The sequence below is a fragment of the Intestinimonas massiliensis (ex Afouda et al. 2020) genome (assembly GCF_900626285.1).
GTDB classification, from domain to species: Bacteria; Bacillota; Clostridia; order Oscillospirales; family Oscillospiraceae; genus Flavonifractor; species Flavonifractor massiliensis_A.
In genome coordinates, this window is record NZ_LR131147.1 from 2411725 (window position 1) to 2423532 (window position 11808).

Annotated in this window: 12 protein-coding genes; 7 read left to right on the forward strand and 5 right to left on the reverse strand. The window is 62.6% G+C overall.

Features of this window, described 5'->3' with window-relative positions:
- Positions 1–86: 86 nt before the first annotated feature.
- The 4 genes from E0E41_RS11975 to E0E41_RS19285 all read left to right on the forward strand — a co-directional run bounded on the left by E0E41_RS11975 (position 87) and on the right by E0E41_RS19285 (position 3981).
- A complete protein-coding gene (locus tag E0E41_RS11975) occupies positions 87–1751 on the forward strand; it encodes a Na+/H+ antiporter NhaC family protein (protein WP_130870107.1) in 1665 nt (554 codons plus the stop codon).
- 132 nt (positions 1752–1883) lie between these two features.
- Positions 1884–3101: a hypothetical protein gene (locus E0E41_RS11980; protein ID WP_130870108.1), complete on the forward strand. Its 1218-nt coding sequence runs from the start codon at positions 1884–1886 to the stop codon at positions 3099–3101.
- A gap of 104 nt (positions 3102–3205) precedes the next feature.
- Positions 3206–3520, forward strand: a complete 315-nt coding sequence (locus tag E0E41_RS19280) for an imidazolonepropionase (protein ID WP_130870109.1) — start codon at positions 3206–3208, stop codon at positions 3518–3520.
- A gap of 200 nt (positions 3521–3720) precedes the next feature.
- Positions 3721–3981: an IS3 family transposase gene (locus E0E41_RS19285; RefSeq protein WP_165450546.1), complete on the forward strand. Its 261-nt coding sequence runs from the start codon at positions 3721–3723 to the stop codon at positions 3979–3981.
- Between the two features lie 344 nt (positions 3982–4325).
- Here E0E41_RS19285 and E0E41_RS11995 read toward each other — a convergent pair whose 3' ends face one another.
- The 4 genes from E0E41_RS11995 to E0E41_RS12010 are packed head-to-tail and all read right to left on the reverse strand — an operon-like array spanning position 4326 to position 7573.
- Positions 4326–5801: a sensor histidine kinase gene (locus E0E41_RS11995; RefSeq protein WP_130870111.1), complete on the reverse strand. Its 1476-nt coding sequence runs from the start codon at positions 5799–5801 to the stop codon at positions 4326–4328.
- 16 nt (positions 5802–5817) lie between these two features.
- Positions 5818–6297: a hypothetical protein gene (locus E0E41_RS12000; RefSeq protein ID WP_130870112.1), complete on the reverse strand. Its 480-nt coding sequence runs from the start codon at positions 6295–6297 to the stop codon at positions 5818–5820.
- Positions 6294–6986 carry a response regulator transcription factor gene (locus tag E0E41_RS12005; RefSeq protein ID WP_130870113.1) on the reverse strand — a complete coding sequence of 231 codons (693 nt, stop codon included), beginning with the start codon at positions 6984–6986 and terminating at the stop codon, positions 6294–6296. The genes E0E41_RS12000 and E0E41_RS12005 overlap by 4 nt, the downstream gene beginning before the upstream one ends.
- A gap of 11 nt (positions 6987–6997) precedes the next feature.
- A complete protein-coding gene (locus tag E0E41_RS12010; protein WP_130870114.1) occupies positions 6998–7573 on the reverse strand; it encodes a ubiquitin in 576 nt (191 codons plus the stop codon).
- A gap of 363 nt (positions 7574–7936) precedes the next feature.
- On the opposite strand from E0E41_RS12010, the gene E0E41_RS19165 reads away from it, so the two are divergent.
- The 3 genes from E0E41_RS19165 (at position 7937) to E0E41_RS12025 (ending at position 10799) form a co-directional block, all read left to right on the forward strand.
- The gene (locus E0E41_RS19165; protein WP_130870115.1) at positions 7937–9127 is read left to right on the forward strand and encodes a hypothetical protein; all 1191 of its coding nucleotides are present in this window, start codon (positions 7937–7939) and stop codon (positions 9125–9127) included.
- A gap of 12 nt (positions 9128–9139) precedes the next feature.
- A complete protein-coding gene (locus tag E0E41_RS12020; protein WP_130870116.1) occupies positions 9140–10177 on the forward strand; it encodes an aminotransferase class V-fold PLP-dependent enzyme in 1038 nt (345 codons plus the stop codon).
- Positions 10178–10268: 91 nt separating this feature from the next.
- Positions 10269–10799: a helix-turn-helix domain-containing protein gene (locus tag E0E41_RS12025; RefSeq protein WP_130870117.1), complete on the forward strand. Its 531-nt coding sequence runs from the start codon at positions 10269–10271 to the stop codon at positions 10797–10799.
- Positions 10800–10838: 39 nt separating this feature from the next.
- Here E0E41_RS12025 and arcC read toward each other — a convergent pair whose 3' ends face one another.
- Complete coding sequence (gene arcC / locus E0E41_RS12030) at positions 10839–11780, reverse strand: carbamate kinase (RefSeq protein WP_130870118.1); 942 nt, start codon at positions 11778–11780, stop codon at positions 10839–10841.
- Positions 11781–11808 lie beyond the last annotated feature (28 nt).

Sequence of the window (11808 nt, forward strand, 5' to 3'; positions counted from 1 at the left end):
CCAAATTGTGAATAATAGTGTATGATGAAGTTGAATCCTTGGGTTGGGGAGGCTTTTAGGATTCGAATTTATAAGGGAGGGTTATTATGAACTCACCACGAATGCAACGCTTCGGAAGAATTCTGCTGGTAATCTTTGCCCTGGCGTGTATCCTGACGACAGTCGCCTTTGCTGAGGGCGACTCCACCGCCGATATTGCGGCCTGGGGTACCATCGCATCCCTGCTGCCCCCCGTGGTAGCCATCGTTCTGGCTCTGATCACTAAGGAAGTGTATTCGTCCCTGTTCCTGGGCATCATCGTCGGCTGCCTGCTGTATACCAACGGCAACGTGGTGGCTGGCCTCCAGGATTTCGTGTCCCGTCTGTGCGGCAACGCCGGCGGCAACATGGGCATCCTGATGTTCCTGGTCATTCTGGGCACCATGGTGGCCCTGATGATCCGGGCTGGCGGCTCCAAGGCCTACGGCGACTGGGCCGTCAAGCACATCAAGACCAAGTCCGGCGCCCTGTGGGCCACCTTCATTCTGGCCATCGTTCTGGGCGTGGACGACTACTTCAATAACCTGACCACCGGCAACGTGATGCGTCCCGTCACCGACGGCCATCACATTTCCCGCGCCAAGCTGTCCTACATGTGCGACGCTACCGCCGCTCCTGTTTGTATCATGATGCCCGTGTCCTCCTGGGCCGCGGCCGTCACCGGCGTTATCAACAACGAGGAAGTTGGCTTCCAGATCTTCCTGAAGGCCATTCCCTATAACTATTACGCCATCCTGACCATGGTCTTCATCATCGTCATGACCAGCCTGAATGTAGACTACGGTCCCATGAAGAAGCACGAGGACAACGCCGCCAAGGGCGACCTCTACACCACCCCCGAGCGGCCCTTCGCCGATGCCACTGAGATGAAGTTCAATCCCAACGGCAAGGTCATCGATCTGGTCATCCCCGTCATCGTCCTGGTTATCTGCTGCGTGGGCGCCATGGTCTTCGTGGGCTTCCAGAACGGCGGTACCGACGTGCTCACCGCTTTCGCCAACACCGACGCTTTCTCCGCTCTGCCTCTGGGCTCTCTGATCGCCCTGATCATCTCCATGATCTTCTTCATGGTGCGCCGCTCCATGAAGTTCACCGAAATGATGGACTGCCTGCCTGAGGGCTTCAAGCAGATGGTGCCCGCCATCCTGATCCTCTGCCTGGCCTGGACCATCGGCGACGTGACCAAGGCTCTGGGCGCTCCTGAGTTCGTGGCCGGTATCGTGGCCGGCTTCGGCGACAGCCTGCACAACTTCCTGCCCGCCGTGGTGTTCATCATCGCCGCGTTCCTGGGCTTCGCCACCGGTACTTCCTGGGGTACCTTCTCCATCCTCCTGCCCATCGTCATCCCCGTGTTTGCCGGTGTGGACGCCACTGCCCTGACTGTGGCTGACATCGGCCCCGGCCATGACATCCTGATGATCGCCATTGCTGCCACTCTGGGCGGCGCGGTTATGGGCGACCACTGCTCGCCCATCTCCGATACCACCATCATGGCCTCCTCCGGCGCTCAGTGCTACCACCTGAATCACGTGGCCACTCAGCTGCCTTATGCGGCCACTGTGGCGGCGGTGTGCTTCGTCAACTACATCCTGGCCGGCTTTATCCGGAACGTGGCCATCAACCTGATCATTGCCGTGGTCTCCATGGCTGTGGTGCTTCTTATCATCGGTAAGGTCAACCACTCCATGACCACCCATTCTCAGCGCGACTAACTACATAGCAGCCTGAGTGCGCCGGCTTCCGCCTGTAAGCGGAAGCCGGCGCTTTTTTGTACCCATGGACAAATAGGGGGTGCTACCGTATAATATCCTTAAATGAAGCCGGCAGAATGGGGGAAAAGCGCCATGTTCGTCACCATACGGCAGACCCAGGCCAACGGGAAAAACCTCTTTCAGGTGGAAGGGGAGCGGGGTATTCTGTTCCGGGCCCGGACGCCATGGGCCGATATCCGGATCCCGTTTCAGGTGGAAAATCTGCGGGAGCTGACCTTTACCGACGCCAATGGGAACGAGGTTTTCCACACGTTCTACAACATCCTGGAGAACACCATGCAGGCCCTCTCCCGATACAAATACCTGTTCGGTACTGCCACCAAGCTGGGTGAGTATCAGGTGGTGTCTCCGGATGGAGCGGTACAGGGCGCCTTTTATACCCAGATCGACGGGGTCCTTACCACCCAGATGACCATTGAATGCCGGGACCGGACCTACGACTGCTATGCGCGATCCCTGGGAAAGATCTATGTCATCAGTGTGTTTGATGGGGAACGTCAGATCGCCCAGATCACCAAGCCCCTGGACGTGCGGGACCGGCTGGATATCTATTATCTGCATCTGGACGACGGGTACCGCAGTCTGCTGCCCATCCTCAGCTTTTTCACCATCTATGTGGATGCCCAAAAATTCAACCGACCGGGGCAGATCACGGCGTACTCGGTGGAAAAGTCCTGGAGCTACTCTTTTGACAAAAACAACGACAGGTATGACCCGGACTGGATCAGGCGCACCTTTGGACAGGGGGCCGCCGACCACCTGGACTATCTGCTGAAGAAGCACCCGGAGAAGCGGAGCATGGACCCGGAACGGGCCAAACGGAACCGGAGGCTGATCATTGGGATCCTGGCAGCGGTGGGGCTGGTGCTGGTGATAGTCGTGGCGGCCCTGGTCTGGATGCTGTTCCGGCCCAAAACCGCCCTGTCCCCGGCGGAGTTTTCGGCGCAGATGAGCGGATACGGATATACCGTCACGGAAGGGGCCCCATCCGGTGTGGAGGACAGCTGGGAGCTGTCCTATGAGGCCCGGGGGGAGGACTACAGCCTGGAATATCTGTCCTTCCCGTCAGAGACGGCAGCGGAGCAATTTTTTATGCAGGCGAGGGACCAGCTGGCAGAGAAGCAGGGGACATACATGGAGTGCAATCTGATCAACAGTCAGAAATATACCCTGACCGCCGGCGGAACGTATTGTGTCCTGTCCCGGATCGACGACACGGTGATCCTGTGCGCCGCGCCGGAGGCGGACAAGAGCGAGATCAAAGAGATATTAAAGGAACTGGGCTATTAGGCAAAAAGAGGTCCCTGCCTCCGCCGTGAACAGGTCCAGTAAAAACGGACAGTGACAAAAGACCCCCTGATGTAGGAAAATAGACTACATCAGGGGGTCTTGTCATGGGAAAACGGAATTACACACACGTTCAAGTACTTCTGCCTGAAATCAAGGCAATGATAGCAGGGGGGAAAACCCAGCGGGAAGTTGCAGAATACTACGGCTTTCAGGATAAGCAGGTGGTAAAAAGGCTGCTTAAGCGTGAGCGAAGAAAAGAACGCAAATTGGAAGCCGGCATTCTCCCGCGGCCCAAAGGACGGCCGAGGAAAGGCGCCGCACCAAGAGACATTGTGTCAGAGCAGGCCTATGAAATCCAGCGGCTTCGTATGGAGAATAAGCTGCTGCGGGATTTTCTGTGCTTCACAGGAAGGAAGTGAGGGCAAGGGTAAAATACCATGTCATATATCGTCACAGAACCGAGCATCCAGTGGCAGTCATGTGTAAATTTTTTGGAGTATCCAGAAGCGGCTACTACGCCTTTGTCCATCGCCTGGGCAGACCAGAAAAGGATGCCACTCTTGCGGAAATGCTTGCACGGCAGCGGGAACGCACCTTGCGTACCTACGGGTACCGGCGGATGTGGATATGGCTGAAAAGTCAGAATATTTTCTGTAATCCCAAAACTGTGCTGCGAATTATGAAAAAGTACGATCTGCTGTCTGAAATCCGCCGCCGCAGGAAATGGCAGCAAATGGGGCAGCAGGTTCACAGGTACAAAAATCTGCTCAACCGGCAGTTTTATGCGGACAAGCCCAACAGCAAATGGGTAACGGANCTGGGTGGGCTTGGTGGTAGGTTTGGCGGAGGGCTTGGTAGTGGGGGCGGCGGAGGGCTTTGAGGAGGGCTGGGATTCGGGCTCCTGGCTTTCCTCAGTCACAGGCGCGGAGGACTCGGGGACGGCAGGGGTGGTCTCGGCCACGGGTGCGGAGGACTCGGGGACGGCGCTCTCCACCACAGGGGGCGTGGTCTGGGTGTCGGGGGTGTCGGTGCCGCCGCCGCAGGCGGTGAGCAGGCTCAGGGTCAGCGTTCCGGCCAGGGCCAGAGCGAGAAAACGACGATTCATATCAGATAACTCCTTTTTCCTGTTTTGCGTTTCGGATTATTGGACGGTACCTGGGAGAAAAAAGTTCCCTGCAATTGCGAAAAAAAGAGACCTGCCCCAAAGGAGCAGATCTCAATGAGTTATGGGTTCTCCTGTTCATCCCTGTCCATGGGGGCCAGAGGAAGCACCAGGGTGATCCGGGTGCCCACGCCGGGCCAGGAGGTGACCTCGAACCAGCCGCCGTGCCGGTCGGCGATCCACTTGGCGATGGACAGGCCCAGGCCGGTGCCGCCGGTCTGGCGGGCCCGGCTCTCGTCGGTGCGGTAGAAGCGGTCGAAGATGTGGGGCAGGCTGTCGGCATCGATGCCCTGGCCCTCGTCTTCCACCGACAGGCGGGCCAGGCCGTCCGCCCCCTCAGCCCAGATGGTGATGCGTCCCCCCTCGGGGGTGTACTTGCAGGCGTTGTCCACCAGCACCCGCAGGGCCTGCTTGATGAGCCCCAGGTCGGCCCATACCGGCACCGGCAGGGACCATCGGGCGGAAAACTTGTGCTTCTGGTCGATCATCTGGGTCTCCCGCAGTACCTCCCCCGCCACCTCGGTGAGATCAAAGGGCTCAAAGCTCACCTTCATGGAGTCGTTGTCCCCCCGGGCCAGGAAGAGCAGCTGCTCCACCAGCTCCTTCATGGAATCGGCCTCCTGCCGGATGGCGTCAATGGCCTCCTGCCGGGTGGCCGGGTCATCCTTGCCCCAACGGTCCAGCAGGTTGGCGTAGCCCTGGATGACGGCGATGGGGGTGCGCAGCTCATGGCTGGCGTCGGACACGAAGCGCATCTGGGAGCGGTAGGCGGCGTTGATCCGGTCCAGCATGGAATTGATGGCCTGGGCCAGGGTGCGCAGCTCCTTCTGGGTGCCGGTGACCGAGATCCGCCGGTCCAGGTGGGTGGCGTTGATCTCGTCCAGCTTGCCCGCCAGGGCCTGGAGCTCCTCCGGGGACATGCCCTGAGCCGCCTGGTTCAGCCGGGCTGCCGCCGCCGCCAGCTCCTGGATGGGCCGCAGGGTGCGGCGGATGGTGCCCGCGTTTTTCAGCAGGTTGAGCACCAGACTGATCAGCTGGCAGATCAGCAGCACCCGGGCGGTAAAGACGAAAATGGCCGCCGGGCGGGACAGGTCCAGCCGGATGGTGCAGCTCTCCCCCTGGCATTCTGTGATCAGGGTGTAGCTGGTGGTGCCGCCGGAGGAGAAGGTGACCAGGGGCAGCAGGTCCGCCGTTCCCGGGTCAAAGTACCGCTCTCCGCCCTCCAGCTCCGGCGGGCAGGGCAGCCAGTGGGGCAGGCGGAGTCCCTCCGCCGTCTTTGTCCCCGCCGAGACGGTATAGCTGCCCGCCTCCATCCACTCCGTGGCCTCTTGGGAGGGGACGCCCCGCTCCTCCGCCAACTGGGCCAGCCTGGCGGCCTGCCCCTCCGACCAGGCCACCAGACCCCCGCAGAACAGCAGCACCAGCAGCAGGTCCAGCATGAAATAGATGCCCAGCAGCCGGAAAAACAGCTTGCTGTTGAGCCGGGCTACAATGGAGGACTGGAACCGCCCTCCCTTCCGGCCGGATTTACGGGCCATAGCAGACGCCCGCCTTTCAGCTGTCCAGCCAGTCCAGCACCGGCTCCAGCTGGTCCTGGCTCACCCAGTCGGCGCCCCGGCGGATGGCCTCCAGGGCCGAGCGGGACTGGGGGTCGTGCCTGCCGGAGAGCACTTTCTCCATGGCGGCCATCATCATTTTATTGAGGCCCTTCACCCGGGCGGGGGCGTAGCCGCCCCGCAGGTAGAACAGGGGGATCTCCCCCAGACGGTTGTCCTCCCGCAGCTTGGACGGGTCCCCCTCCGGCGCCAGACCCACGGCGCAGATCCCCGCCACCTTCAGGCGGGATGCGGCCTTCTTCAGGCCCATGATCTTGCCTGCCCGCAGCCAGCCCAGGTAGAGCACCCGGGTGCTGCCCGGCAGACCTGCCGCCTCCTCCAGCCGGTAGAGGGGCAAGCCGGTCTGGTGGTGGAGCAGGGTGGCGTACTGGGCGGTGAAGCCGGTGGCGCTGGTGTAGACGATGGCGGATGCGCTCATGGATGCTCCTCCTCCCGGATGGTATAGCCCACACCCCGGACGGTGTGGATCAGTTTGATGCCGAACTGTTCGTCCAGCTTGGAGCGGAGGAAGCGGATGTATACGTCCACCGCGTTGGTCTCCCCGGCAAAGTCGAAGCCCCACACCTGGTCCAGCAGGGCCTCCCGGGTGAGCACCTTCTCCTTGTGCTCCAGCAGGCAGCGCAGCAGATCAAACTCCCGGCGGGTGAGGGCCACCTGCTGGCCGTTCACCGCCACCTCATGCCGCTCGGTGTCCATGGTCAGGGGTCCGGCGGTGAGCAGGGGAGCGCTTTCCTCCGGGCGGGCGGGCCGCTTGCGCAGGGCCGCCCGGATGCGGGCCAGCAGCTCCTCGATGGCAAAGGGCTTGGTGACATAGTCGTCCGCCCCCATGTCCAGACCGGACACCTTGTCCACCACCGTGTCCCGGGCGGTGAGCATGATGACGGGCACCTGGCTCTCCCGCCGCAGACGCCGCAGCACCTCCATCCCAGACAGGGCGGGGAGCATGATGTCCAGCAGCACCAGGTCGAAACCGCCGCTGAGGGCCCGGTCCAGTCCCGTCCGGCCGTCAAAGGCCTTTTCCACCGTGTAGCCCTCGTACTGGAGCTCCAGCTCCACCATCCGGGCCAGCTTTTCCTCGTCCTCTACCAGCAGGATCCGCTCCCCCATGGAGCAGCACCTCATTTCTTGTCGTGATGATTTTCGTGAAAATAGCGCTGGGCCTCGTCCTTCATCTTCTCCACCGTATCGCCTACGGTACGGGCGGCCCGGTTGACCGTCTCCCCGGCAGGGCTGTCGTCAAAATCCGGCCCGGTCAGCCGGTACCGGCAGCCCAGCAGCAGCCCCAGCACCAGCAGCGGCAGGCAGATCCAGAAGGCCAGGATCAGCAGCAGGATGGAGATGAGCAGCGGGATGCTCACCATCAGCTCCTCCCGGCGCCACACCTCCAGGCTGTCCTGCAGCCCCCGGCGGAGCAGATCCTGAATCATATGCCAGAATCCGCCCTTCTGCTCATCGCCCGGCTCCGGCTCCGCCGCCGGTTCCGGATAGGAGGCCGAGGGGCCGCTCTCTCCGCCGGTTCGGGTGGAGTAGTGGGCGCTGTGTCCGGCGCCGGCATGGATTCTGCCCCGCTTTTCCAGCAGGATGAGGGCGTCCAGCACGCTGCCCCCCGCCTCCTCCAGGACAGCCTTGGCCTCCTCATAGGAGATGTCGGCCTTTTCCCGCAGGCGCTCCACCTGCTCCAATGTAATATCCATAACAACACGCCCCTTCCGCGGTATGGTACCAGTATACCCGCTCCCCGCTGAAGATGGTATTTAGGAACTGTTAAAATCCCATTAAATTGCCTTTCAGGCTGGTTTCATTATACTATGGGGGAAAATGGGGTGCAAGTGCCCGCTTTACCCGCAGAGCGATCCATGGTATAATATCACCAGTTGCCGCACAATGTGCGGCAGGATCCCATGGATCCAGGTGTTTTGTGAACAAAACGCCTGCTGTTGATGTTACACCATAGCTGAAATCGGCGGGGCCGATTTTACGCCGCTTTGCGGCGCGCAAGTCCATAGGGACTTGCGGCTATGGTATAATCAAGCATCCAAAGGAAAGGAGACGGCCAGATGGCACGGTGGAAGCGGATGATGGCCTGCCTGTGCGCGGCGGTACTGGCGGTGACCCTGCTGGCGGGCACCCAGGCCATGGCGGACAGCGTGGAGATCTACCTGATGGCGGAGAACGACCAGATGCTGGATCTGCCGCTGGAGGCCATGCCTGTGTGGATCGGCGGGGCCATCTATGTGCCCTACCATGCCTTCGACTGGACCTATACCGGGGTGAACCTGGGGGTATCCTATGGCCAGGACCGTACCGGAACGGAATATAAATTTACCTTATACAGCTTGAGCGGTACGCTGGTATTCGACATCAATGCCGGCACCTGCGTGGAGCAGTCCAGCGGGGAGGACATGGATATGAAGGCTGTGCTCCGCAACGGCCGGGTGTTCGTCCCCCTGGCGGGGGTGTGCCGCTATTTCGGGCTGAATTACAGCTATACTCCCACCAACTACGGCACTCTGATCCGCATTACCAACGGACAGGAGTGGCTGAGTACCTCCCAGTTCGTGGATTCGGCGGCCAACCCCATGCGTATCCGGTACAACGAGTACCTGAAGGCCATGGGCACCAGCTCCAGCCCCAAGCCCACCACTTCCTCCGGCGGGGGCGGGAGCACCGCCGCGCCTTCCGCTACCCCCAGCCCGGACGAGACCGACCAGCGGCAGCTGACGGTGGCCCTGGCCTTCCAGTGCACCGGCACCGGAGCGGAGGAATTGCTGGATCTTCTGGATGGGGCGGGAGTGAAGGCCCTGCTCTTTTTCCGGCCGGAGACGCTGGCCGACAACGAGGCGGCTATCCGCCGGGCGGTAGGCTCGGGCCATACCGTGGGCCTGAGCGTGCCCGCCGGAGACAGGGAGAAGGCTCTGGCTGCCCTGGAGGAGGGCAGCCGGTGGCTGGAGGACACCCTCTGTCTGCGCACCCACCTGGCTCTGCTGGAGGAGCCGGAGAAAAACGTGACCCGGGCGGCGGAGGAGGCGGGCTGGGCCTGCTGGTCCGGCGATCTGGACGCTCGGGATGACGGCCGCAGCCGGAGCGTGCAGCGCTCCGCCCTGCTCAGCGCCCTGGAGGACCAGCGGGGCACCGTCCGGGTGCTGCTGGATGACAGCGCCAATATCGTGGGTATGCTGGAGCAGGCCCTGACCCGCATGAAGCAGGAGAGCTACCGCTTCCGCCTGCTGGTGGAGACTGATTTTTAAACGGGGGAAGCCATGAGCACCGTTTATCTGGACAACTGTACCGCCGCCTTTCCCAAGGCGCCGGGGGTGGGGGAGGCCATGGCCCGGGCGGTCCTGCGGCCCGGGCGGTCGGAGGACCGCCCGGAGACAGTGGGGGAGAGGCTGCTGGCCCTGGCCCACGCCCCGGCGGGGAGCGCCCTCCGGTTCACACCCGGCCCGGACTGGGGGTTGGAGCGGCTGCTCTCCGCTCTGCTCAAGCCGGGAGACAAGGTGCTTACCTCTCCCATGGAGCGGGGAAGCGTGTACCGCACCCTGGAGCGGCTGGGGGCGGCGGCGGAGCTGCTGCCCTGCACCGGGCGGGGTGAGTTGGTCCTGGACGGCCTGGAAGGAAAAATGACCGCCGATGTGAAGGCGGTGGTGCTCACCCACGCCTCCCACGTCTCAGGCGCGCTGTTCCCCATGGGCCAGGTGGGGGCACTGTGCCGGGCGAAGGGGATCTTTTTCCTGGTGGATGGAGCCCAGACCCTGGGGGTGCTGCCGGTGGATATGGACGCCTGGAACATCGACGGGCTGAGCTTCCCCGGCTATACCGGCCTGCTGGGGCCGGAGGGAGTGGGCGGCCTGGCCCTGTCCCACCGCCTGGCGGAGCTGCTGCCCCCCTTCCCGGACGATCCGGCCAACCTGCCCGGCATTGCCGGCCTGGGGGCCGCCCTGGACTATCTGGAGGAAGAGAGTCAAGGCCTGCGGGAGCGGCTGGGAAAGCTGTCCCGCCACCTGTGGGCCCGGATGAAGGAACTGGATGGCGAGGGCCTGCGGGTGCTGGGGAGGGACGATCCCCACGGCCGGGCGGGGCTGGTGTCGGTGGAATTCACCGCCCGGCCCAACGGGGAGATGGCCCGGGTGCTGGCAGAGCGGTACGGCATCCGGTGCGCCTGGGGGATACTGGGCGCTCCGCTGGCCTGCCGCACGCTGGGCTGCGGGCCTCAGGGCGTGGTGCGGTTTTCCGTCAGCCCCTTTACCACATTTGGAGAGATCGATTGTTTGGAAGGGGCGGTAGAGCAGCTGCTCTGAGCCTCCGCAACCGATAGTTGCCCCTGCGAAAAGCAGAGTGGGTGGCACTTTTTTCCCAAAACGGATAAACTGGCTCCAGGAGGGATGCCCAATGAATATTGAGATCGCCGACCGGCTGGTGGCCCTGCGGCGGGAGCATGGCTACTCCCAGGAGGAGCTGGCCGCCCGGCTGGGGGTGAGCCGCCAGGCTGTCAGCAAGTGGGAGCGGGCGGAGTCCTCCCCGGACACCGACAACCTGATCACGCTGGCCCGGCTGTACGGCACCTCTCTGGACGAACTGCTCCTTCAGGACACCCGCCCGGGTGAGACGGAGGAGGACCGGGAGACCCGGGAGGTCTTTGAGGCGGCCCAGGCCTGGGAGGACGCCGAGGCGCGGCTGGAGAAGCAGCGGAAAAAGAAGTGGAAAGCCCGGAAGGAGAAGCTGCTGTGGCTGCTGACCCTGGTGATGATGGTAGGGCTCCCCATTGTTACTCACCTGATAGGGCTGGACGCGGCTTATCCTGTGGTGATCACAGTGGTCTATCTCATCACCGGATTTTTGCTGGACAACTGGCATCCGGGCTGGATGCTCTACCTTACCATTCCCCTCTACTACATGATAGTGGCACGGCTGGGAGGATAAAAAAAGGATCTGCCGAAGGCAGATCCTTTTTTTATCTGATTACAGGTGGATGGCGGTACCGGTCTTGCCGGCCACGCCGTCCTTGGCCTTCTCCAGCAGGGTGATGAGGGCGGAGCGGCCGGGGGCGCTCTCGGCGAACTCCACAGCGGCCTGCACCTTGGGCAGCATGGAGCCGGGGGCAAAGTGGCCCTCCGCCATGTACTTGCGGGCCTGGTCGGGGGTCAGCTCGTCCAGCCACTGCTCGTTGGGCTTGCCGAAGTTGATGGCCACCTTCTCCACGGCGGTGAGGATGATGAGGGTGTCGGCGTTGACCTGCTTGGCCAGCACGCAGGAGGCGAAATCCTTGTCGATGACAGCGGCCGCGCCCTTCAGATGGTGGCCCTCGGTCTTGTACACCGGGATGCCGCCGCCGCCGCAGGCCACCACCACCAGACCGGCCTGCACCATGTCCCGGATGGACTCGATCTCAATGATGGACTGGGGCTTGGGAGAGGCGACCACACGGCGGTAGCCCCGGCCGGCGTCCTCGATGACGTTGTAGTCACGCTCGGCCACCAGCTTGTCGGCCTCCTCCTTGGTCATAAAGGCACCGATGGGCTTGGTGGGGTGCTCAAAGGCGGGATCGGCGGGGTCAACCTCCACCTGGGTGAGCACGGTGGCCACACCCTTGTTGATGCCCCGGTCCAGCAGCTCCTCCCGCAGACCGTTCTGCAGGTCGTAGCCGATGTAGCCCTGGCTCATGGCCACGCAGACGGACAGGGGGCAGGGAATGTACTTCTCCGGATCGGAGCGGGTCAGTTCGGTCATGGCGTTCTGGATCATGCCCACCTGGGGGCCGTTGCCGTGGGCGATGATGACCTCGTGCCCCTCCTCGATCAGGTCGGCGATGGCCTTGGCGGTCTGCTTCACGGCGATCATCTGCTCGGGCAGGTTGCTGCCCAGCGCGTTGCCGCCCAGTGCGATTACGATGCGCTTGCCCATATGAAAAACACCTCGGTCGATCTTATTC

What these genes read in the sequence shown, in the direction of transcription:
- E0E41_RS11975 (WP_130870107.1), top strand. Translation starts at nt 87, where the DNA reads ATGAACTCACCACGAATGCAACGCTTCGGAAGAATTCTGCTGGTAATC.
- E0E41_RS11980 (WP_130870108.1), top strand. Translation starts at nt 1,884, where the DNA reads ATGTTCGTCACCATACGGCAGACCCAGGCCAACGGGAAAAACCTCTTT.
- E0E41_RS19280 (WP_130870109.1), top strand. Translation starts at nt 3,206, where the DNA reads ATGGGAAAACGGAATTACACACACGTTCAAGTACTTCTGCCTGAAATC.
- E0E41_RS11995 (WP_130870111.1), bottom strand. Translation starts at nt 5,801, where the DNA reads ATGGCCCGTAAATCCGGCCGGAAGGGAGGGCGGTTCCAGTCCTCCATT.
- E0E41_RS12000 (WP_130870112.1), bottom strand. Translation starts at nt 6,297, where the DNA reads ATGAGCGCATCCGCCATCGTCTACACCAGCGCCACCGGCTTCACCGCC.
- E0E41_RS12005 (WP_130870113.1), bottom strand. Translation starts at nt 6,986, where the DNA reads ATGGGGGAGCGGATCCTGCTGGTAGAGGACGAGGAAAAGCTGGCCCGG.
- E0E41_RS12010 (WP_130870114.1), bottom strand. Translation starts at nt 7,573, where the DNA reads ATGGATATTACATTGGAGCAGGTGGAGCGCCTGCGGGAAAAGGCCGAC.
- E0E41_RS19165 (WP_130870115.1), top strand. Translation starts at nt 7,937, where the DNA reads ATGGCACGGTGGAAGCGGATGATGGCCTGCCTGTGCGCGGCGGTACTG.
- E0E41_RS12020 (WP_130870116.1), top strand. Translation starts at nt 9,140, where the DNA reads ATGAGCACCGTTTATCTGGACAACTGTACCGCCGCCTTTCCCAAGGCG.
- E0E41_RS12025 (WP_130870117.1), top strand. Translation starts at nt 10,269, where the DNA reads ATGAATATTGAGATCGCCGACCGGCTGGTGGCCCTGCGGCGGGAGCAT.
- arcC (WP_130870118.1), bottom strand. Translation starts at nt 11,780, where the DNA reads ATGGGCAAGCGCATCGTAATCGCACTGGGCGGCAACGCGCTGGGCAGC.